Below are 21,773 nucleotides of genomic sequence, written 5' to 3' on the forward strand. Positions count from 1 at the left end.
GGGTGAAATTTAGCGTGACAGGTGTTGGGGATTGGGAGTGAAAACGCTTTTTACGGTAGGTGCGCAAGGATCATTCAATAAAAGATCGAAGGCGGTTGAGTACGCTTCAAGAGAATAGCGATGGGTGACCAGTTTTCCTAAGTCAGGGAGTCTTTGGGCAATGCGCAGCGCCTGGGGAAAGTGCTGGTTGTATTCCCCCGCCGCAATGATGCTGATGGCGTTGACTAGAAAGTGTTTAACAGGAAGCGAATATTTATAGTTTCCGTTGAAGCCGAACAGGACGATCCTGCCACCTCGGTCAACCCTATTGGCGGCGGTCTCGAGCTGATGGCCCACGGTGTCGATGACAACATCGAATTTCTCCTGGTCCTGTGTGGAGCACTCAAGTTCCTCTGGATGCACAATATCCAGACCCAAGGATCGCCCGAATTCAATTCGGAAAGTATTCAAGTCGGTGGCACGTGTATGGACACCCATGCCGCGCAGAAGTAGTTGCGCGACCAGGCTCATTGGGCCCGATCCGAGAAGCAGTACACGATCGCCCGCTTTGATGGACGCTTGTTCAATGTTGTTCAGGATACACGCTACGGGTTCAATCAAGACCGCTGTTTCCCACGTCATATCGTCTGGGATGCAATGAACGAAGCGCTCGCGGGTTATGAAACGCTCTGCAAATGTACCGTGTTTGTTGACGCCGGCGATATCGAGGCCAGCATTTGAACCGCCGCTGCATAGATGGGTGTTAGCTGAGTTGCAGTATTCGCAGTTACCACAATATTCGTTGGGGTCTATCACCACGCGCATACCTTTGCGTATGCGGGTGACACCTGCCCCTGTATTGACTACGACGCCGACGGCTTCATGACCGCGAACGATGCCCTCGTGTCCTTCTTCACGCCCTGACAATACCGCCAGATCCGTTCCGCAGATACCGGACATTACGATGTCGATTTCAACACCATCGGCGGGTAGTTCGCTGGGCTCGTCGTGTGTCACCAAGCCCAACTGTCGCGCGCTCACTAAGCTGATTGCCTTCATATTACCCATCGGTGCTCTATTGAATTTTTGATCAAGGGTGCCAACTAGCTGCGTTAGGCCCATTTCATTCATGGAAACCTTGGTCGGCATTATGCAAGGTGGACGGAGTTTGTTTCAGTCGAAAAAGAATTACCGATAACGACATGATGATTCATGTTGTTTCAGCTTGGCGCTCCAGGCGCAGTGGATATTGGCTATGCAGTGCTTTTAATCGGACTGGCAGCCCATGAATATTATTATTTAGTTACAGGTAGCCATGGGTAAAGAGCACCGTGGGTATGAAAATCCATTTCATCCCTCAAGGCTGTGCACCAGGTTTTCAATCGCTGCCAGGGCGGCCTCATCCGCAGGCGGCGCTGCATGGTTTGCGCTGCGTATCTGATACGCGAGACGGTACTCGCTGGGTGTGCAATTGGCGTATTGCTTGAAGGCCCGGGCGAAGTAGGACGGGTCTTTGAAACCGGCCTCGTAGCCGATGCTGGTGATGGGCATCTGGCTGTTGTCGAGCAGTTCCTTGGCGAAGCTCATGCGCTTGTTCAGCACGTAGTCGGTGAAGCCCAGTCCATTGGCTTCCTTGAACAGGCGACTGAAGCGAAACGTTGTCATGCCGCAACGCTTGGCCAGGTCGCGTTGATCGATGCTGTCGCGAAAATGCTGGTCGATGTACAGCATGATGTGATTCAGGGCCTGGTGTTTCTGGTGCCCGGAGGTCAGGCGGATGCTGTCCGGCAGGGTCGGGGAGTGGTCGATCTGCGAGGTGTTGCGCGGGCCGCTGGCATGGCGACGCAGTTCGCACAATTGCACCACCGCGGTGAGGTAGCGTTTGCGCTCGGTGGCTGAAAGAGGCAGCACCATGTATTCCCAGACGCTGGAGCGCATTGCCCAGACGGCCAATTCTTCGGAATGCTGCACGGTGAACATGGTGATGGGAATGCCCGGAACCGTGCGCTTGATCTCCAGTAAACGCCTCAAGCCCGGGGTATCCGGGCGATCAAAATGGACGCAGATCATGTCGGCCTGTTCGCCGCTGGGCAACATGGCGTTTTTGGCGATCGCACACTCACAGGCGTCTTTGAACTGGCTGACGAGTTCCTCTGTAGTTCGATCATGGGTCAGATCGATCCACAACAGCTTTGGCTTTCTGGTCAGGGTCGACGTCATGTGCCTACTCAAGTGGTTCTTCCTGCCCTCTAGCTAGCAGTATCGTCAATGTGCCATCACCGCGCCGAATAAATTCATATAAAGAACCGCTCCGTTAGCGCTATCTCGCTTCCAGCTGCATGGCAGGCGAGCGTTGGCACCTCACAACGGCAAAGCCACACGCTGCGCAAAAAAATCCTAGCGATGTGCAAAATCCTCCTAACGGCTATGCCTGCCCTCTGACTAGGGTTGCATCAGGCAGTTCAGAACGTACTGCCCCTCGTAAAAACAACCCTCGTGAGGTGCGCAAAATGAATCTGCAAACAATCAAGGCTTCGGCAGTGAAGTTCGCCAAAGATGAAGACGGGCTGACCATCGTGGAATACGCCGTGGCGGGTGGGTTGATCACCGTGTTGGTGGCCGCAGCGTTCGTTCTGCTGGGCGGTGCGGTGAATACCAAGATCCGCGCGCTCTGCCAGGCCGTCAATGGCAACGTGGCCTGCTGACAGCGAGAGCCTGCGGTAGGGGGCACGGTACTTTTAAAGGAATAACCGCTTGCGACTCTTTAGCTGTGAGTACAACGGATAAATCAAACGGACTTCACGCTGTCCCCTCCAACCCCCGTTCGTGGCGGTACAACCGATAAGCGTGAGGTACATGAAATGACTCTTCTCACCCTAAGAACTTCCATCTGCCAGTTCGCCAAAGATGAAGACGGCCTGACCATCGTCGAATACGCGGTGGCGGGTGGCTTGATCACGGTGCTGGTGGCGGCGGCATTCGTGCTGCTGGGCGGCGCCGTGGATACCAAGATCCGCGCGCTCTGCGCCGTCGTCAACAACGCTGTCTGCTAACCAATATCCCCAATAAGGAGACGCGCCATGTCCATGGAATTGCTAGTGTCCACATTACTGCTGCTAGGACTGCTGGGTGTCGCGGTGGTGAGCGATCTGCGTCGCCACCGCATCCCCAATACACTCGTCCTGTTGGGCATCGCCCTGGGATTGGCCGGCCAGGTTTATACCGGCGGGGTCAATGGACTGGGCGACAGCCTGCTGGGAATGCTGATCTGTTTCGCACTGTTCCTGCCCATGTATGCGGTAGGCGGCATGGCGGCCGGCGACGTCAAGCTGATGACCATGGTCGGCAGTTTCCTACCCTTTCATTACGCACTGTGGGCCGCGCTTTTCAGCTTGATTGCCGGCGGCGTGTGCGGCTTCCTGATCGTGTTGGCCCGCGGGCAGCTGCTACAGACCCTCGGGCGCTACTGGCTGATTGTGCGCGCCCAGGCCTATCTCGCGCCTACTTCGGATGAAGTGGCCGGCAAACCTTTTCCTTATTCGATTGCGATCCTGATCGGCACCTTGAACAGCGTCTACTGGCAGTTGATTGCCGGTGGATGGGGAGTCTAGTCATGCACGTCATCAACGATAGCGATGCCTACCCCAGCGAGCGCGAAGCGGTGCAACGCCTGGCGCCCCAGCCTGCCTGCATCCGCGACACCGGCCTGACCGACAGTTTCCTTGGCGAGTTGGTGTGCAAACACCTGCACGAGGCCGGCGTGCTGGACATGTCACGGCTGGTGGAGCGCCTGGCGCTGACCGGCGCGGTGCTCGAAGAAGTCCTGACGTTCCTGCGCAAGGACGGTCGCGTCGAAGTGCTCGGCCAGATCGGGCAGGCGAGTGTGCAGGCGCTGCGCTACGGCCTGACCGAGCGCGGTCGCAGTTTCGCCCGTGATGCCCTGGCCCGTAGCGGCTACATCGGCGCGGCGCCTTTTCCGGTGAGCACCTATCGCTCGCTGATCAAGATCCAGACCATTCACCATGGCCGCATCACTGCCAAGGACATGCATCAGGCCTTGGCGGGGCTGGTGCTGAGCCAGGGCATGCTCGACCAGTTGGGCGTGGCGCTCAATTCCGGGCGGGCAATCATGATTTATGGCCCGGCGGGTACCGGCAAGACCTACGTCAGCAGCCGGTTGATCCGCCTGTTCGCCGAGGCCATATGGGTACCCCATGCCATTGTCATCAACGAGTCGGTGATCGAAATCTACGACCCGCAGGTGCACCAGCGCCTGGATGACAACAGCCAATCGAACAACCTCATGCTCAATGAAGGCATCGACCGTCGGCTGCTGTGCTGCAAGCGCCCCATTGTCATCACGGGCGGCGAGTTGAGCATGGAGCAATTGGACGTGCGCTACGACCCCTTCACGCGCCAGTACCAGGCCGCCTTGCAACTCAAGGCCAGCAATGGCCTGTTCATCATCGATGACATGGGCCGCCAGCGCATGGCCCCGGCCGAGTTGCTCAATCGCTGGATCGTGCCCATGGAAGAGAAGCGCGACTTCATCAACCTGGGCGGCGGCCGTCACTGTGAGCTGCCGTTCGATCTGGTCCTGGTGTTTTCCACCAACCTCAATCCCCTGGAACTGGCCGACGAGGCCTTCCTGCGGCGCATTGGCTACAAGGTGCAGTTCGGTTACCTCAAGCCCGAAGAATATGAACGCATCTGGCGCCAGGAATGCGAACGCCTGGGCCTCGCCCATGACCCGCTGCTGGTGCGCTATGTGCTGCAGCGGCTGTATGCCAGCGAAGGCATGCCGCTGGTGCCATGCCATCCCCGTGACCTGCTGAACATGGCGCTCGACCGCCAGCGTTACCTCGGCGGTGCCGGACCCTTATTGCCGCAAGAGCTGGACTGGGCGTGGCACAACTACTTCGTCCAGCTCGACTTCCTTTGATTCGGAGATATCGACATGAGCTCTCGTACGCTTTCGCTGATTGGCGTTTCCCTGGTAATGGGCCTTGGTGCCGCATGGATGGCGGACTCCTGGCTGAGCGCACGACTCAACGCCACGCCTGACGACCACTTGCGAAGCGTGGTGGTGGCCACGGTGGAAATTCCTTTCGGGCAGATGGTCGAGGCCCAGCAAGTCACCACCGTTCGCATGCCCATGGACACGATTCCGGACGACGCCTTCGATTCCAGCGAGCAAGCCGTGGGCAAGATCGCCACGTTCGACATCCTGCGTGGCGACATCGTGCGCGGTGCGCGGTTGAGTGAACACCTGGGCGGCAGCACCCTGGCTTCGTTGATCGCTCCCGACAAGCGCGCCATTTCAGTTCGGGTGGACGATGTGGTCGGGGTGGGCGGTTTCCTGTTGCCGGGTAACCGGGTCGATGTGCTGGCGACCAAGACCACTACGGCCGGCAGCAACAGCGCCGTGTCGCGGACCATCCTTGAAAACCTGCGCGTGCTGGCGGTCGACCAGACGGCAGGGACCGACAAGACCCAACCGGTGGTGGTGCGGGCGGTGACGCTGGAGATGTCCGCCACTGAAGCGGAAGCGCTGGTCACTGCGCAAACCGAAGGCAAGCTGCAACTGGCACTGCGCAACCCATTGAACCTGGAGAAAAAAGCCGTAGTGGCCGCGCCAACGCCAGCCGCACCGGTCATGGCGGTCGCTGCCGCTGTGGTGCCACGGCCCGTGCAACGGTTCGCCAAGGCGCAGGACGGCGGCTCGGTCACGGTGATCCGCGGCATCGAAAAAAGCGTGATCAGCCTGCGCTGACAAATATCCACAACACCTGGCCCTGTGATTAAGGCGATACCGCTCCTCTACGGCAGTCAACGAGGACGAGACAATGAACCCCAGTATTCGGCAGCCTTTGGCTGTACCTCGGCGCCAGGAAGGGGCAGTGAGTGTATTGATGGTGATCGCGTTGGTGGCGATTTCCATGATGGCGGCATTGGCCCTGGATGGTGGGCACATGCTGCTGAACAAGACGCGCCTGCAGAACGCAGTGGATGCGGCAGCCCTTGGCGGCGCCAAGACCCTGAGCCAAGTCGCCGGCGGCATCAACATGGCCAGCACGACCCGCGCGGCGGCCCTGGACACGCTGAACAAAAATGCCCAAGCCTCGGGCAACAATGAGTTGTCGACGGCGGTCGCCGGCAACCCAGGCGCGTTTGCCGTGGTGGAGCTGTCCAACAGCGTCTATGGCCCGTTCTCCTACCCCGGCCCGACGGACGCCAAGTACGTCCGGGTATCGGTGTCCAGCTATCAGCTGAGCGGTTTTTTCTGGAGCTTCGTGCAGACGATGGGCAGTGCCGGCCTGGGCAACAAGAGAGTGGCAGCGATTGCCACGGCGGGGCCCAGCCCGACCTCGCCTTGTGACCTGGCACCGCTCATGGTTTGCGGTGATCCGACCCAGTACAACCCGACCGCGGGCAACTTCTGGGGATATCACTTTGGTGATCTTAGGGTCTTGAAGACGGCTGCGGGGAACTCATCACCCATTGGGCCGGGCAATTTCCAGTTGCTCGATTTCGGCTCCGGTGGCAGTGCGGTCCGAGAAGACCTGGCGGGTGGTGGCTCGGTCTGTCGCAGCGTCGGCGACAACGTCCAGACTTCGCCGGGCAACAAAGCCGGGCCGACCTCCCAAGGCTTGAACACGCGCTTCGGCATCTACAACGGCCCGGTCAGCGCGTCGGACTATCCACCGGATATTGTCACTACGTCGAGCACGCCGGCGTTGACCTACAACGATGCGCTTTCCCAGGCGCAATACAAAGGCAAGCCCGTCACGTCGAGCAACGGCGATCTCTCGGCCGGCGGCGAGGCGATTCAGGATTACAACGACTGGCGAACCAAGGTCGCCGCCTGTGTGGCGGGGGGCGCCAGCGGTTGCCAGAGCAACGGGGTTTTCGAGCGCCGGATGTTGAAGATAGTGATTGGCAATTGCACCGGCAAGCAGGGCGGCTCAACGTCGATTCCGGTGCTGGGGTTCGGTTGTTATTTCGTCGTGCAGCCGGTCGACGGCGGAGGCTCGGACTCCCTGATCTTTGGCCAGTTCGTCCAGGAATGCGAAGGCGACAACGTGCCTGGCCCTACGCCCTCCAGTGATTCCGGCCCGCAGATCATCCAACTCTACAAAACCTATCTCAACGGCAGCGGCACTCCGAGCACCGACTCGTAGGAGGCGTCATGAGACATGCCCCATCATTCAAGCCACCGCACGCCCAGCGAGGCGTAGCGCTGGTGGAATTCACCCTGGTGCTGCCGATGTTGCTGCTGCTGTTGCTGGCGTTCGGCGAGTTCGGCCGCATGCTCTACCAGTACAACGTGTTGCTGCAGGCCAGTCGTGATGCCGACCGTTTCGTTGCCAGCCAGGCCTGGAACTCGACCCTTGGCACCGTCGCCTTGAGCAGCACGCTCCAGACCCAGACGAAAAATCTCGCCGTGTATGGCGTGCCCAGCGCCACCGGCAGCGCCGTGGTGTCGGGCTTGACCACGGCAAACGTGCAAGTCGTCGCCGTGGGCACCGACCATGTACGCGTCACCATTACCTACACCTTCTGCCCGGTGATTGGCGCAGGCAATTGCACCGGGTCGATTCCGGGGTTCTTCGGCAACGCCATACCGCTGGGCATCCAGTTGGTCGCGAGCACCGTCATGAGGGCGCTGTGATGAACAACAAATACATGCGCGGTACGTACATCGTGGAGTTTTCCTTCGTCGGCCTGCTGGTTTTCATCCTGCTGTTCGGCGTGGTGGAAATGGGCCGGCTGTACTTCACCGCCAACGCGCTGGACGAGGCCGCGCGCCGCGGTGCGCGCCTGGCGGCAGTGTGCAACATCAGCGATCCGGTGGTGCTGCGCCGGGCCATTTTCAACGCCGCGACAGACGCGGGGACCAGCCAACTCATCAGCAGCCTGGCCACCTCGAACCTGGCGCTGACGTACCTGGATGTCAACGGTGCCGTGGTGGCGAACCCCGCCGACACGGCCAGCACCACCGGCTTCCGAGCCATTCGCTACGTCCGGCTGAGCGTGCAGGGCTTCGTGTTCAACCTGTTCATTCCCGGGTTTGGCGTGCCCATTACCTTGCCGGTCTTCAGGGCCACCCTGCCGCGCGAAAGCCTCGGCCGTCATTCCGATTCCGCGGAGATCACACCATGCTGAATACCAGGGAAACCGTACTACCGACCGCCACCGGCAAAGCCGGGCTGCGGTTACTGATCAGCAGCCGTGACGCCTCGTCCCTGCGCGACCTGCAATGCGTCTGCCAGCGCATGCCGTGCCTGGAAGTCAGCACCCGCCTGGTCAGCAATGGACATGTCGATCCGCTCTACGGCCTGGATCGGATGCCCGACCTGTTGCTGTTGCGGGTCAGCCACCTGTGGCGCGAAGAGCTGGCGGCGTTGCTCCAGCGTCCGGCCCATGAGCGTCCACCGATGCTGGTGTGCGGTCTGCTCGGCGAGCAGGAAGGCATGCGCCTGGCGATGCAGGCCGGTGCCCGTGACGTACTGCCCGAACCGTTCGCCGAAACAGAATTGGTGGCCGCCCTGAATCGCCTGGTGACAGAGGTTCGCCTCGGCAATGGCGCCGAAGGCAAGCTGATCGCCGTGGTCAGTGCCAAGGGCGGTTCCGGCGGGACGCTGCTGGCGTGCAACCTGGCCCAGCAGCTCAGCGCCCGGGCGGGCAGTACCCTGTTGTTGGACATGGACCTGCAGTTTGGCAGCGTGACCCATTACCTGGACGTGGCCCAGACCCACAGTCACCTGGAAGTGCTGCAGCAAGTCGACGACCTGGACAGCATCGCGCTGCGAGGTTTCTGCAGCCACTTCAGTCCCACCCTGCATGTGTTGGGTGGCCGGGGCGGTGAACTGTGCCTGCCCCAGGACGCCCAGCCCGAACAGCTCGACACCCTGTTGCAACTGGCCCGCGCCAGTTACGACTGGGTGGTGGTGGACCTGCCGCGCCAGATCGACCACCTCACCGGTACTGTTCTGGAACAAGTGGACCGGGTCTACGTGGTGGTGCAGCAGAGCGTCAGCCACCTGCGCGATGCCAGCGCCCTGGTGCGGATTCTTCGCGAAGACTTGGGTGTGCGCGGCGACCAGTTGCAGATTGTGGTCAACCGCTATGACAAGTCGGCCGCCATCAGCCTCAAGGACATCGGTGAGGCCCTGCGTTGCGTGAACCTGTCCAAACTACCCAATGACTTCAACCTGGTCAGCCAGAGTCAGAACACTGGCGTGCCGTTGGGGCTGCATGCGCCGAAGGCGGCGATTACCACCGCCCTGCGCGATTTGACCGAAGACCTGGTCGGTCACCAGATGGCCAAAGACAAAGGCCTGTTCAAACGCGCCTTCAACCGTTTCTTCGGGGGATGACCCATGATCAGCGACTTCCGCAACCGCTTGCGCAAACAGCCCGGTAAACCCGGCCCTACGACTGCCCAGCAAGGCGACAGCCAGGCGGACACGGCAGAAGTATTGATGCCTTGGGAACAGGCGATCCCCGATGTGCTCTACGAAACCCGCAGCCAGGTCACCCCGGTCGAAGCCGAGTGGCGGGAAAAAATCTACCAGCAGTTGCTCAAGGTCATGGACCTGTCCTTGCTCGATGCCCTTGAGCAAGTCGAGGCCACGCGGCAGATCCGCGACATTTGCCAGCGGCTTCTGGATGAACATTCGGCGCCGGTGAGTTCCGCCAGCCGCCAGTTGATCATCAAGCAGATCACCGACGAAGTCCTTGGACTGGGTCCACTGGAACCGCTGCTGGCCGACCATAGCGTGTCGGACATCCTGGTCAACGGGTTTGCCTCGGTGTATGTCGAGCGCTTCGGCAAGCTGCAAAGGACCGACGTGCGCTTTCGCGATGACCAGCATTTGCTGAACATCATCGACCGCATCGTCTCCAGCCTGGGGCGGCGCATCGATGAGTCGTCGCCGCTGGTGGACGCCCGGCTCAAGGATGGCTCGCGGGTCAACGCGATCATTCCGCCGCTGGCCATCGACGGTCCGAGCATGTCGATCCGGCGTTTTGCCGTGGACCTGCTCAACACCGACAGCTTGATCCAGGTGGGCACCATGACCCCGGCCATCGCCTTGCTGCTCAAGGCCATCGTCCGCGGGCGCCTGAATGTGCTGATTTCGGGCGGGACCGGCAGCGGCAAGACCACCATGCTCAATGTGCTGTCCAGCTTCATTCCCCATAACGAACGAATCGTCACCATCGAGGATTCGGCCGAACTGCAACTGCAACAACCTCACGTGGTGCGTCTGGAAACCCGGCCGTCGAACATCGAGGGACGCGGCGAGGTGAGCCAGCGCGAACTGGTGCGCAACAGCTTGCGGATGCGCCCGGACCGCATTGTCATTGGCGAGGTGCGCGGCGCCGAGGCACTGGACATGCTCACCGCCATGAACACCGGTCACGATGGTTCCCTGACCACCATCCACGCCAACACCGCGCGGGATGCGCTGGGTCGAATCGAGAACATGGTGTCGATGACCGGCGCGACATTTCCGATCAAGGCCATGCGTCAACAAATTGCCTCGGCCATCGATGTGGTGATTCAGCTGGAGCGTCAAGAAGACGGCAAGCGTCGTGTGGTCAGCATGCAAGAGATCAACGGGATGGAAGGAGAGATCATCACCATGACCGAGATTTTCTCTTTCACGCGCCATGGCATCGGTGAACATGGCGAGGTGCTTGGCGATTATCGGCCCAGCGGCATGATCCCGGCCTTCCGCGATGTGCTGGCCAAGCGCGGCATCGAATTGCCGTTGACCCTGTTCCGCCCTGAATGGATGGAGGCTCGGCAGTCATGAACAATATTCCCGGCGAGTTCATCCTGATTTTCCTTGGCATGGTGTTCATTGCGGTCTTCCTGCTCTCCCAGGGCGTGGTGGTGCCGGTGTTCGGCGAGGCTGGCAAGATGCGCAAGCGTATTCGTGGGCGCCTGCATGTGCTGGAGAAGGCCAACCATCTGCCCAACATGCAAACCGTGTTGCGGCAGAAATACCTGACGCGCCTGTCGCCCCTGGAAGCCAGGCTCGAACAGCTGCCGTTCATGGCCAACCTGACACAACTGATCGAGCAGGCCGGTCACGAATACCGCGCCTATCGGGTGATGCTGCTGGGCCTGGCCCTGGGTGTGGCGGCGGGGGCCTTGGTGCTGATGGTTTCGCCGCTCTGGTGGCTGGCGTTGGCGGCGGCGTTTGCGTTCACCTGGCTGCCGGTGCTGAAAATCCTGCGCGACCGCAGCAAGCGTTTCGCCGCGTTCGAGGAAGGTTTGCCGGACGCGCTGGATGCCATGTGTCGGGCCCTGCGCGCCGGTCACCCATTCAACGAAACCCTGCGCCTGGTTGCCGAGGAGCACAAGGGACCGGTCGCCCATGAGTTCGGCATGACCTTCGCCGACATCAACTACGGCAACGATGTGCGCCGGGCCATGCTCGGGTTGTTGGAGCGCATGCCGAGCATGACGGTGATGATGCTGGTGACGTCGATCCTCATCCACCGCGAAACCGGCGGCAACCTGACCGAAGTGCTCGAACGCCTGAGCCGCTTGATCCGTGGACGCTTTCGCTTCCAGCGCAAGGTCCGCACGTTGTCGGCCGAGGGGCGGATGTCGGCCTGGGTGCTGGTGGCGATCCCCTTTGTGCTGGCCATCGCGATCATCCTCACAAGCCCCAGCTACATGCCGGTGCTGATCAATGATCCCATCGGCCACAAGCTGATCATCGGAGCGTTCTGCGCCATGTTGATCGGAATTCTCTGGATACGAAAAATCATCCGGATCCAGGTTTAAACGCTGTCTTGCCGTGAGGTATCGGTCATGGATTTTCTGCTCGGGTTGTTCAGTCGATTCACCGGGAACGAGGAAGTGGCGCGCCTGTTGTTCATCATTGTGATCGGTCTCAGTACGGTGCTGGCGGTAGTGGCCGTGCTTTTGCTGATGCTGGGCCTGCAAGACCCGGTGCAACGGCGCCTGGCGCTGATCAAGCGAGGGTATTCCGGCAGCACGTCGGGGCAGGACGCGCCGGGTAACCTGCAACTGCTGCTGGAGCGCGTCGGCCAGCGTTTCGCCTCGACCGATCCGGCCCGGACGTCCGCGACCCAGACTTTGCTCATCCACGCCGGTTATCGCTCCGCTTCGGCGGTGCAGATTTATTGGGCCGTGCGCCTGATGTTGCCGCTGTCGCTGCTCGGCGTTTCGGTGTTGCTGGTGCCGATGATCAAAGTCTCCGGCGTCTTCGTGCTGTTGGCGGTCACCCTGATGGCGGGCGTCGGCTGGCTGCTGCCGGCAATCTATGTCGGCAAGCGTAAACAGGCACGGCAGGGCCGGCTGCGGGCTGCCTTTCCCGATGCTCTGGACTTGATGGTGGTGTGTGTCGAATCGGGCCTGGCCCTGCCCACCACCATTGAGCGGGTGGCGGAAGAGATGTTGGTCAGCCAGGTTGAGCTGGCTGAAGAATTGGCCCTGGTGAACGCGCAGATCCGCGCCGGGATTACCAGTACCGAGGCCCTCAAGCAACTGGCCGTGCGCACCGGACTGGAAGATATCCAGGGTTTGGTCAGCCTGTTGGCGCAGAGCATTCGCTTCGGCACCAGCGTGGCCGACACCCTGCGAATCTATGCTGATGAATTCCGTGACCGGCGCACCCAGGCGGCCGAAGAAATGGGCGCTAAAATCGGCACCAAGCTGATCTTCCCGCTGATTTTCTGCCTGTGGCCAAGCTTCTTCCTGGTTGCCATCGGCCCTGCAATGATCGGCGTGTTCAGGGCCTTCGGGAATATGTAGAAAGGCCTGCCCGAGACTTAAAAAGCATTCCCTCTGGGCCGCGTAGCGGCCCTGTTTTTTTTGCGGCTGCTGCGCACCCGAGCGGGAGCAAGCTCCCTCGCCACGGTTATTGTGGTGATACCAATCCCCAGCCAGACACCCGCCCTTGTGGCGAGGGAGCTTGCTCCCGCTGGGCCGCGCAGCGGACCCTGGCTTTCTGCGGCTGCTGCGCACCCGAACGGGAGCAAGCTCCCTCGCCACCGGTATTGCTGCTACGCCAATCCCCAAGCAAAAAAGCACTTGATGTGCCCAAACCAAAAGATCGCAGCCTTCCCCAGCGCCTACTTGGAATCTGAAGTAGGCGCTGGGGAAGGCTGCGATCTTTTTGCTTCTAGCCCAGGCTCATTTACTGCTGGTGATTTCTCCCCCCGAATCCTGGTCAAAGAATTCCGGGATCGGGTAGTTGAAGCTGTTGAGCCAGCGCTGCATGGCCATCTCGCGTTCGGCGGCCGAGGCGGTTTGCAGGTTGGTGGACGCTACGACGCCCCGTATCTGCAGCTGCATCCAGCTTTCGGTGCCTTGCTGTGCTGCCGAGGAGGGGCCTGGGTCAATCGCCCAGGCGGTGGCGGACAGGCAAGCCATGCCCATGATCATCAACTGTTGGATTTTCATCTCTAGGACTCCTCGTAACGCTCTACTTGACCGCACTGGATGAGGCATCGACGACCTCGTTCAGGCGGTTCGCTTGGGACGTCACTGCTTTGTTGGCCGAGCCCCTGATTTTTTCCGCGCGGGCCTGGGCATCTGCCACTTGTTGGGGGGTGAGCTTGCTCATGTTCGCCAGTTCGGCAGCCTGCTTCCAGTTATCCTGATAAATCAGCAGCGTCACCATATTGAGCGCTGCCAGCGTGTCAGACTGCTGCAGTTCCATGGCGGTCATGAACTCGAAGCGGGCTTCGGCAATGCGCCGTTGGTTGAGGTAGACGACCCCCAGATCGTTGCGGACCTTGCCTTCAGTCGGCGCCATTTTCGCTGCGCGTTCGAGGTGTTCCGTGGCGCTGGCGTTATCGTTCCTGGCGGCGGCCAACTGGCCCAGGCCATGCTCGCCATCGGACGCCAGGCAAGTCCCGAGCAAGCTTTTATACAAGGGTTCGGCCTCGTTACGCCCCATCAGGCGCAGCACCCGAGCCTTGCGCAGGCGCACCTGGACAAGGTCATTGGGCAGGCGCTCGAGGTTCGCCAGGCTCGCGTATAAACGCCCTTCGTTGGCCATGTCGTCAGCCAGGTTCAGCGCCAGCTCCTGATCAGCCTCGGGCTTGGCGCAACTGGCCGAGCGTGAAGCCACACCATTGCTGGCGCAGCCGGCGAGCATCAGCGCTGCCGTTATCGCAATCACCGCTTTCATTGAGTATCCCCCGGTACCAGGTGGAAGGGTCGGCACGTTGAACTTCAGCGGCCGGCTCATTGCGAGAGCCCGCTGCGGTTGTCGAACTCGCCATGTTCGAGGAAGTACATGCGGTAGAAATTCGGGTCGTAGTTGCGCAGTTGCTCACCCGGCAGTGTCGGCAGTTGCGCATCGGCGGCCAGGGGTTGGACCAGGTGTGGCGTGACGATCATCAGCAACTCGCGTTCCTCGCGGTTGATGGAATTGTCGCGAAAGAACGCGCCGAGGATCGGAATGTCGCCCAGCCCCGGAAACTTGTTCACTTGAGAGCTATTGCGTGTGCTGATCAGGCCACTGATGACGAAGCTTTCGCCATCGGCCAACGCGATGCTGGTATCGGTACGGCGTACCGTGAGGGCCGGAACCAGAGTCCCGGCAATGTTCACCGCGTTGGTGAAGTCCAGTTCGCTGACTTCCGGGGCGACCTTCAGCGCTATGCGGTTTTTGCCGATGACGGTGGGTGTCAGGGTCAGGCGGATGCCGAACTCCTTGTACTCGATGGAGACGTTATCGCTGCCGGCACTGGGCACCGGGATCGGCACCTCGCCGCCGGCCAGGAAACTTGCACTCTGCCCGCTGAGAGCCACCAGGCTGGGGCGCGCCAGGGTATAGGCAAAGCCGCTGCCCTCCAGCGCGTTGATCATCAACAGCGTCTTGCCGGTGGCAAACGACAGATTGAACATATCGTTATTGACCGGCAATGAGGGCCGGACAATACCGCCAACTGTGGGCAAGGTTCTCGGCGCACCGAACAGGAAGTTACCGCGACTGCCGAAAATCGACGTCGAGGCTTCCTTGAGCTTGGTCCGGCTGACTTCAACGAAGCGGATATCGGTCTGCACCTGGGCAAGCAGCATCGGGTCCTCGGAAGGCCCGCTGGCCACGCTGGTCAGCGCTGCGGTGGCCCTGCCTTTGACGAAGACCATGCTCTGGCGCGGGGTTTTCGAACAATCCGTCCAGACCATCAGGCTGGTGGCCCCGGGCATCAGGCCCGTGAGGATGAATGAATCGCTGCCGCTGGGCTGCACATCGGCAATTTTCGGGTCGCCCACCGCCAACTTCGTCACGGGAGCAAGGATGCGCAATTCGTTCTGCAGGCCCTGGCCGACCTCGAAGGTCGCCGGCAGGTTTTCCAGTTGGGAACAATTGGCCGTCGCGGCCTGAGCGGCATTCAGGCCGAGGCCCATCCAGAACATGCCATGGATTAATTGTTTTAATGCGGGCACGGTACGATTAGACATAAGTGATCCTCGACAGATGGGCCATTCTTGGCTAACGAGCTGCCACGGATCACTTTTCGGGGCCCGGGCCACCCCTTTTCATTTCACCTGACCACCCCAGAGGCGTCAGCGACAGGCCTGGCTGTACGCAAGCAGGCACATCACACCGACGGGACTGATCATCAGGCGCTTTCGAAGCATTTTCGAAACCCTGATATCCGGGTTTCCAGCCAGAGTGAGAAGCGGCCATCGGGTCACCTCCCGGACGGTCAAATCAACCGCCCGATCTCTTCCTCCTGACGGTAGACCACCCATAGCAAAGCGCCATTCGTAATGTGAAATTTCTGTCTAAAAACTGACGTTAGGAGAATTCCGGAAATTGTGACCGTCAAAAAAATGTCTTATCCAGCATGGCGAGGGTTGAATTGCATACCGGAGAGCCGCGAATACAAATTTTGACAACACCATAAAAAAAGGCCCGTCGGGTTAACCGTACGGGCCTTCGGATGATTGATCGCAATCAGTGCTTGCTGTCTTGGTCCGACATCGCCAGCAATTGCTTCTCCTGGTTCCAGTCGAACGGCTCGTCGTTCTGTTCCGCTTCGAAACGACGCTCTTCCAGGGCCTGGTACAAGGCGATTTCCTCGTCCGGCATGTAATGCAGGCAATCACCGGCGAAGTACCAGAGCAGGTCGCGAGGCACCAGGTGGGCGATCTGCGGATAACGCACGATGACCTGGCACAGGAGGTCCTGGCCCAAGTATTGGCTTTCGATCGGATCGACGGGGAGCTGCGCTCGCAGCTCGTCGAAGCGCTCCAGGAACAGGGCATGGCTTTCTTCGGGAACCTGCTCGGCCTCACCCACGGCGACCAGGATGCTGCGCAAGTGGTCCAGCAAGACAAGGTGATCGGCAACGATGTTGGACACGAGATAAGTCCTCAAGAGCAAAACGGGCGCAGGAGTATAAAGCCCTTGCGCCCGCTTTTATAGCTGACCGGCGTACCTGTCCGTCAGGATCAACGGACCTTGCCTTGCGCCAGCGTCAGCTCTTGCTTATCGAAGTCATCCACGTCGATGACCTTGCGTCGCGCCGCTTCGGCCGCACGCAGGGTCTGCGCTTCACCGGCTTGCAGCACGCCGGCTTCCAAGGCTGCGTCGATAAGATGCTCACCGGGCGCCGGATTGAGTTGGCCTTGCTTGAGCGCGATGTGCAGCTTTTTGTGCAGTGGTTGGGCGGCGGCCAGCAGGTCACTGGCGTGTTGCAGCGCGCCCACCGGGTCGTCGGCCGATTGCGGGCGATAACAGCCCTGCAATAATTCTTCGAGGGTCGGGTCGCCCTTGGTTCGACCGATGACCGCCGCCACCTCGGCGTCCAGCCTGTCGCTCGGGCCTTTATGGCGACGACCGAAGGGGAATACCACCAAGCGCAACAGGCAACCGAGTACGCGGTTCGGGAAGTTGCCCAGCAATTCATCCAGTGCACGCTCCGACTGGCCCAGGCTTTCTTCCATGGCCCAGGTGAACAATGGCGCCATGTGGTCCGGGGAGTCGAGGTCGTGGTAGCGCTTGAGCGCCGCGGATGCCAGGTACAGGTTGCTCAATACATCACCCAGGCGTGCCGACAACCGTTCACGGCGTTTGAGCTCGCCTCCCAGCAACATCATGCTCAGGTCCGCCAGCAGGGCGAATGCTGCTGCCTGTCGGTTGAGCGCGCGGAAATAACCCTGGCTCAAGGCATTGCCGGGAGTTCGTTCGAAACGCCCCAGGCCCAGGTTGAGCACCAAGGTGCTGGCGGCGTTGCTGATGGCAAAGCCAATGTGCTTGAGCAGCAATCCGTCGAATTCCAGCAGTGCCTGGTCCTTGTCGTCGCGGGTTGCCAGGGCCATTTCCTTGAGCACGAATGGATGGCAGCGAATGGCCCCCTGGCCAAAGATCATCAGGTTGCGCGACAGGATATTCGCGCCTTCCACGGTGATGAAGATCGGCGCACCTTGCCAGCTGCGCCCCAGGTAATTGTTCGGGCCCATGATGATGCCCTTGCCGCCATGCACGTCCATGGCGTGGCTGATGCACTCTCGGCCACGCTCGGTCAGGTGGTACTTGAGAATGGCGGACAACACCGAAGGTTTTTCCCCCAGGTCCACCGCGTTGGCGGTCAGCATGCGTGCCGCGTCCATCATCCAGGCGTTGCCACCGATACGCGCCATGGCTTCCTGGATGCCCTCGAATGCCGAGAGCGGCACGTTGAACTGTTCGCGCACCTGGGCGTACTGGCCAGTCACCAGGCTGGTGAACTTCGCCGCACCCGTGCCGACTGCCGGCAAGGAAATCGAGCGCCCGACCGACAGGCAATTCATCAGCATCATCCAGCCCTTGCCGAGCATCGCCTGGCCGCCGATGAGGAAGTCCAGGGGAATGAATACGTCCTTGCCCCAATTCGGTCCGTTCATGAAAGCGGCGCCGAGGGGCAGGTGACGGCGACCGATGTGGACGCCGGGGGTGTCGGTGGGAATCAGCGCGAGACTGATGCCCAGGTCTTCTTCATCGCCCAGCAAATGGTCGGGGTCATAGGCCTTGAAAGCCAGGCCCAGCAGGGTCGCTACCGGGCCGAGGGTGATGTAGCGCTTTTCCCAATTCAGGCGCAGGCCCAAGGTTTGCTGGCCTTGCCATTCACCCTTGCAGATGATGCCGGTGTCGGGCATCGCCCCGGCGTCGGAGCCGGCCAGCGGCCCGGTCAGGGCGAAGCAGGGGATATCGTCGCCGCGGGCCAGGCGCGGCAGGTAGTGGTCACGTTGTTCATCGGTGCCATAGTGCAGCAGCAGTTCCGCCGGGCCGAGGGAGTTGGGCACCATCACGGTGGACGCCAGGTCGCCGCTGCGGGTGGCCAGCTTCATCGCCACTTGGGAGTGGGCATAGGCGGAGAATCCCTTGCCGCCGTATTCCTTGGGAATGATCAAGGCGAAGAAACCATGGGCCTTGATGTGCGCCCAGGCTTCGGGCGGCAAGTCCATGGCCTGGCCGATCTGCCAGTCGGTGACCATCGCGCAGAGCTCCTCGGTGGGGCCGTCGAGAAACGCTTGCTCCTCTTCGGTCAGTCTGACCTTGGGGTAGGCCAGCAGCGTGTCCCAGTCCGGACGCCCGCTGAACAGTTCACCGTCCCACCACACCGTGCCGGCGTCGATGGCGTCGCGCTCGGTCTGGGACATGGGGGGGAGGGTTTTCTGGAACCAGTCGAACATCGGCGCACTGAAATACCGGCGCCGCAGGTCCGGTAGCAGCAGCGGGGCCGCGACGGCGGCGAGCACGACCCAGAGAACCAGCATCAGCCAGCCGGGCGCGTGGCTGAAGATGCCCATGGCCAGCAGGTAGACCGCGACGATGCCCAGCGCGGGCAGCGGGTCGGTGCGCCGATGCGCCAGCCAGGCGATCCCGATGATCAGTACCAGTAACCACAACAACAGCATATGTAATCCTCCGTGAACCAGGGCAAACCGACCTTCAGAGCGTAGACGGCCTCTGCAAAACCGGCGGTCGGCGCGATGGGACAGGTTTCGTGGGAAATCCTGGGTGCATTGCGCCAGTCTGGTTGGCAACAGCCGTGGGAAATCGTTCGTTGATAGCGTGAGAAAACGCCATTGTTTGGCCGAAATGTCGTTATTGCCGGGCCAGCGCTGTGGATAGACTCAGCAATTTGCGAACCGATGTCCTGTGGCGAGGGAGCTTGCTCCCGCTCGGTTGCGCAGCAACCGCATAAAGCTGGGGCCGCTGCGCAGCCTAGCGGGAGCAAGCGCCCTCGCCACATGTCGCCCCGCGCGACGATTTGAGTCGAGCCTGATCCGGCGTATGCTGCTGCGGCATTTATCCATCGAGGAAGCCGTGATGCTGAAGATCTGGGGTCGGAAAAATTCGTCGAATGTGCGCAAGGCGTTGTGGTGCGCCGAAGAGTTGGGGCTGGCCTATGAGGCCATCGATGCGGGCGGTGCGTTCGGTGTGGTGGACACCCCCGAGTACCGGGCGAAGAACCCCAACGGCCGCGTGCCGATGATCGAAGACGACGGCTTCGTGCTCTGGGAGTCCAATACCATTGTGCGTTACCTGCTGGCCCGTCATGCGTCGGGTTCGGCCTGGTACCCCACGGATGCCCAGGCCCGTGCCAACGCGGAAAAATGGATGGACTGGACCACGTCCAGCTTTGCTGGCCCGTTTCGCACTGTGTTCTGGGGCGTCTTGCGCACCCCGGCCGAGCAGCAGGACTGGGCCGCCATCGAGGCGGCGATCAAGGAATGCGAAAGCTTGCTGGCAATGGCGGAGCAGGCCCTGGGCGAGCATCCTTACCTCTCGGGTAAGGAAATCGGCCTGGGCGACATTCCCCTGGGCAGTTTCATTTATGCCTGGTTCGAGATGCCTATCCAGCGTGCCGCGCTGCCGAACGTCCAGGCCTGGTACACGCGGTTGCAGCAGCGCCCGGCGTATCGCAAAGCGGTCATGACCGCGTTGACTTAATACTTACTATCGACACACTTGACTGTACTTGTGCGGCGACGCCAAGCACCATTGCCTTCGTGCGCCGTGGTTGTATTGCTCGCCGCCCGCCCTTATCCAATTTTTCTTCTTTCCCTTCTTGGTGCGTAATCCGATATGAGTTCCGCTCTGTCCATCCGGCAGTTAACCAAAACCTACGGCAACGGTTTCCAGGCCTTGAGTGGTATCGATCTGGACGTCGCCGAAGGTGATTTTTTCGCCTTGCTTGGCCCCAACGGCGCCGGCAAGTCCACCACCATCGGCATTCTTTCAACGTTGGTGAACAAGACCAGCGGCACGGTGAATATCTTCGGCCATGACCTGGACCGCGAGCCTGCCGCCCTCAAGCGCTGCATCGGCGTGGTCCCTCAGGAATTCAACTTCAACCAGTTTGAAAAGACCTTCGACATCGTCGTGACCCAGGCCGGTTACTACGGCATCCCGCCGAAGATCGCCAATGAGCGTGCCGAGCAGTACCTGACCCAGCTGGGCTTGTGGGACAAGCGTGACGTGCCGTCCCGTTCATTGTCCGGCGGCATGAAGCGCCGTTTGATGATCGCCCGCGCCCTGGTGCACGAGCCGCGTTTGCTGATCCTCGACGAGCCGACCGCAGGCGTGGACATCGAACTGCGTCGTTCGATGTGGACCTTCCTGACCGAGCTGAACCAGAAAGGCATCACCATCATCCTCACCACGCATTACCTGGAAGAGGCCGAACAGCTGTGCCGCAACATCGGCATCATCGACCATGGCACCATCGTCGAGAACACCAGCATGCGCCAGTTGCTCAGCCAGTTGCATGTGGAAACCTTTTTGCTGGACCTGAAAAACGGCCTGGCAGTGGCGCCCCAGCTCATCGGCTATCCGGCCCGCCTGCTGGACGGTCATACCTTGGAAGTGCAGGTGGACAAAGCCGTCGGCATCACCGGCTTGTTCACGCAACTGGCCCTGCAGAACATCGAAGTGCAGAGCCTGCGCAACAAGACCAATCGCCTCGAGGAGTTGTTCGTGTCTTTGGTGGAGAAAAATCTGGCGAAGGTGGCGGTATGAGTTCCGAACTACGACCCAACCTCATCGCCCTCAATACCATTGTTTACCGTGAAGTCCGGCGTTTCATGCGGATCTGGCCGCAGACCCTGCTACCGCCGGCCATCACCATGGTTTTGTACTTTGTGATCTTTGGCAACCTGATCGGCCGGCAAATCGGCGACATGGGTGGCTTCACGTACATGGACTACATCGTGCCGGGGCTGATCATGATGTCGGTGATCACCAACGCCTACGGCAACGTGGTGTCGAGTTTCTTCGGCAGCAAGTTCCAGCGTTCCATCGAAGAACTGATGGTTTCGCCGGTCTCGCCCCATACGATCCTCATCGGCTACACCCTGGGCGGCGTGTTGCGCGGCTTGGCCGTGGGCCTGATCGTGACGTTGCTATCGTTGTTCTTTACCCACTTGCAGGTGCATCACCTGGGGGTGACGATACTGGTGGTAGTGCTCACGGCCACGATTTTTTCGCTGCTGGGCTTCATCAATGCCGTGTTCGCGCGCAACTTCGACGACATCTCGATCATCCCAACATTCGTGCTCACGCCATTGACCTACCTGGGCGGAGTGTTCTACTCGATCTCGCTGCTGCCACCTTTCTGGCAGACCGTGTCCTTGGCCAACCCGGTGCTGCACATGGTCAACGCCTTCCGCTATGGCATCCTCGGGGTGTCGGATATCAAGATCAGCATTGCGATCACCTTCATGCTGGTGGCGACTGTGGTGCTTTATGTCAGCTGCGCGCGGCTGCTGGTGAGTGGGCGGGGGATGCGTACCTGACACG

22 protein-coding genes are annotated in these 21,773 nt (G+C 60.6%); 15 read left to right on the forward strand and 7 right to left on the reverse strand.

Translation table 11 applies throughout. The features are described from left to right. Positions 1 to 9 precede the first annotated feature (9 nt). A complete protein-coding gene (locus PFLQ2_RS20290; protein WP_003179314.1) occupies positions 10 to 1,110 on the reverse strand; it encodes a zinc-dependent alcohol dehydrogenase in 1,101 nt (366 codons plus the stop codon). 219 nt (positions 1,111 to 1,329) lie between these two features. Then, entirely contained in the window at positions 1,330 to 2,199 is an 870-nt protein-coding gene (locus PFLQ2_RS20285) for a response regulator transcription factor (RefSeq protein ID WP_003179315.1), read from the reverse strand. 290 nt (positions 2,200 to 2,489) lie between these two features. Between PFLQ2_RS20285 and PFLQ2_RS20280 the strand changes: the two genes are divergently transcribed. The 12 genes from PFLQ2_RS20280 to PFLQ2_RS20225 all read left to right on the forward strand — a co-directional run bounded on the left by PFLQ2_RS20280 (position 2,490) and on the right by PFLQ2_RS20225 (position 12,778). Beyond that, positions 2,490 to 2,684 carry a Flp family type IVb pilin gene (locus PFLQ2_RS20280; RefSeq protein WP_003179316.1) on the forward strand — a complete coding sequence of 65 codons (195 nt, stop codon included), beginning with the start codon at positions 2,490 to 2,492 and terminating at the stop codon, positions 2,682 to 2,684. A 156-nt stretch (positions 2,685 to 2,840) separates the two neighbouring features. Continuing rightward, positions 2,841 to 3,032 (forward strand): Flp family type IVb pilin, encoded by a 192-nt coding sequence (locus PFLQ2_RS20275; protein WP_003179317.1) that lies wholly within the window; start codon positions 2,841 to 2,843, stop codon positions 3,030 to 3,032. A gap of 27 nt (positions 3,033 to 3,059) precedes the next feature. Beyond that, a complete protein-coding gene (locus PFLQ2_RS20270) occupies positions 3,060 to 3,590 on the forward strand; it encodes an A24 family peptidase (protein WP_003179318.1) in 531 nt (176 codons plus the stop codon). A gap of 2 nt (positions 3,591 to 3,592) precedes the next feature. Next, positions 3,593 to 4,921 (forward strand): ATPase AAA, encoded by a 1,329-nt coding sequence (locus PFLQ2_RS20265; protein WP_003179320.1) that lies wholly within the window; start codon positions 3,593 to 3,595, stop codon positions 4,919 to 4,921. A 15-nt stretch (positions 4,922 to 4,936) separates the two neighbouring features. Then, on the forward strand, positions 4,937 to 5,752 hold the full coding sequence (gene cpaB, locus PFLQ2_RS20260; RefSeq protein WP_003179321.1) for a Flp pilus assembly protein CpaB: 816 nt from the start codon (positions 4,937 to 4,939) through the stop codon (positions 5,750 to 5,752). A gap of 73 nt (positions 5,753 to 5,825) precedes the next feature. Next, a complete protein-coding gene (locus PFLQ2_RS20255; RefSeq protein ID WP_003179323.1) occupies positions 5,826 to 7,160 on the forward strand; it encodes a TadE/TadG family type IV pilus assembly protein in 1,335 nt (444 codons plus the stop codon). 8 nt (positions 7,161 to 7,168) lie between these two features. Then, the gene (locus PFLQ2_RS20250; RefSeq protein ID WP_003179324.1) at positions 7,169 to 7,651 is read left to right on the forward strand and encodes a TadE/TadG family type IV pilus assembly protein; all 483 of its coding nucleotides are present in this window, start codon (positions 7,169 to 7,171) and stop codon (positions 7,649 to 7,651) included. Beyond that, positions 7,651 to 8,145 carry a TadE family protein gene (locus tag PFLQ2_RS20245; protein WP_003179326.1) on the forward strand — a complete coding sequence of 165 codons (495 nt, stop codon included), beginning with the start codon at positions 7,651 to 7,653 and terminating at the stop codon, positions 8,143 to 8,145. The genes PFLQ2_RS20250 and PFLQ2_RS20245 overlap by 1 nt, the downstream gene beginning before the upstream one ends. Then, positions 8,139 to 9,359, forward strand: a complete 1,221-nt coding sequence (locus PFLQ2_RS20240) for an AAA family ATPase (protein WP_003179327.1) — start codon at positions 8,139 to 8,141, stop codon at positions 9,357 to 9,359. Before PFLQ2_RS20245 ends, PFLQ2_RS20240 begins: the two co-directional genes overlap by 7 nt. 3 nt (positions 9,360 to 9,362) lie before the next feature. Further along, entirely contained in the window at positions 9,363 to 10,802 is a 1,440-nt protein-coding gene (locus PFLQ2_RS20235; RefSeq protein ID WP_003179330.1) for a CpaF family protein, read from the forward strand. Continuing rightward, positions 10,799 to 11,785, forward strand: a complete 987-nt coding sequence (locus PFLQ2_RS20230) for a type II secretion system F family protein (protein ID WP_003179332.1) — start codon at positions 10,799 to 10,801, stop codon at positions 11,783 to 11,785. The genes PFLQ2_RS20235 and PFLQ2_RS20230 overlap by 4 nt, the downstream gene beginning before the upstream one ends. 27 nt (positions 11,786 to 11,812) lie before the next feature. Then, positions 11,813 to 12,778 (forward strand): type II secretion system F family protein, encoded by a 966-nt coding sequence (locus PFLQ2_RS20225; RefSeq protein WP_003179334.1) that lies wholly within the window; start codon positions 11,813 to 11,815, stop codon positions 12,776 to 12,778. A 381-nt stretch (positions 12,779 to 13,159) separates the two neighbouring features. On the opposite strand, the gene PFLQ2_RS20220 is transcribed toward PFLQ2_RS20225, so the two are convergent. From PFLQ2_RS20220 to PFLQ2_RS20200, 5 genes are all read right to left on the reverse strand, one after another. Further along, positions 13,160 to 13,429, reverse strand: a complete 270-nt coding sequence (locus PFLQ2_RS20220) for a DUF3613 domain-containing protein (RefSeq protein WP_003179335.1) — start codon at positions 13,427 to 13,429, stop codon at positions 13,160 to 13,162. Positions 13,430 to 13,451: 22 nt separating this feature from the next. Beyond that, on the reverse strand, positions 13,452 to 14,162 hold the full coding sequence (locus tag PFLQ2_RS20215; protein ID WP_033045945.1) for a tetratricopeptide repeat protein: 711 nt from the start codon (positions 14,160 to 14,162) through the stop codon (positions 13,452 to 13,454). A 56-nt stretch (positions 14,163 to 14,218) separates the two neighbouring features. Beyond that, positions 14,219 to 15,442 (reverse strand): type II and III secretion system protein family protein, encoded by a 1,224-nt coding sequence (locus PFLQ2_RS20210; RefSeq protein WP_003179338.1) that lies wholly within the window; start codon positions 15,440 to 15,442, stop codon positions 14,219 to 14,221. 499 nt (positions 15,443 to 15,941) lie between these two features. Further along, positions 15,942 to 16,349 (reverse strand): PA2817 family protein, encoded by a 408-nt coding sequence (locus tag PFLQ2_RS20205; RefSeq protein ID WP_003179340.1) that lies wholly within the window; start codon positions 16,347 to 16,349, stop codon positions 15,942 to 15,944. Between the two features lie 89 nt (positions 16,350 to 16,438). Further along, the gene (locus PFLQ2_RS20200) at positions 16,439 to 18,886 is read right to left on the reverse strand and encodes an acyl-CoA dehydrogenase (protein ID WP_003179342.1); all 2,448 of its coding nucleotides are present in this window, start codon (positions 18,884 to 18,886) and stop codon (positions 16,439 to 16,441) included. Positions 18,887 to 19,301: 415 nt separating this feature from the next. Between PFLQ2_RS20200 and PFLQ2_RS20195 the strand changes: the two genes are divergently transcribed. The 3 genes from PFLQ2_RS20195 to PFLQ2_RS20185 all read left to right on the forward strand — a co-directional run bounded on the left by PFLQ2_RS20195 (position 19,302) and on the right by PFLQ2_RS20185 (position 21,769). Beyond that, the gene (locus PFLQ2_RS20195; protein WP_003179344.1) at positions 19,302 to 19,925 is read left to right on the forward strand and encodes a glutathione S-transferase family protein; all 624 of its coding nucleotides are present in this window, start codon (positions 19,302 to 19,304) and stop codon (positions 19,923 to 19,925) included. A 135-nt stretch (positions 19,926 to 20,060) separates the two neighbouring features. Continuing rightward, positions 20,061 to 20,993: an ABC transporter ATP-binding protein gene (locus tag PFLQ2_RS20190; RefSeq protein WP_003179346.1), complete on the forward strand. Its 933-nt coding sequence runs from the start codon at positions 20,061 to 20,063 to the stop codon at positions 20,991 to 20,993. Beyond that, entirely contained in the window at positions 20,990 to 21,769 is a 780-nt protein-coding gene (locus PFLQ2_RS20185; RefSeq protein ID WP_003179348.1) for an ABC transporter permease, read from the forward strand. Before PFLQ2_RS20190 ends, PFLQ2_RS20185 begins: the two co-directional genes overlap by 4 nt. Positions 21,770 to 21,773 lie beyond the last annotated feature (4 nt).

This window comes from Pseudomonas fluorescens Q2-87 (assembly GCF_000281895.1).
In the GTDB taxonomy this organism is placed as follows: Bacteria; Pseudomonadota; Gammaproteobacteria; order Pseudomonadales; family Pseudomonadaceae; genus Aquipseudomonas; species Aquipseudomonas fluorescens_S.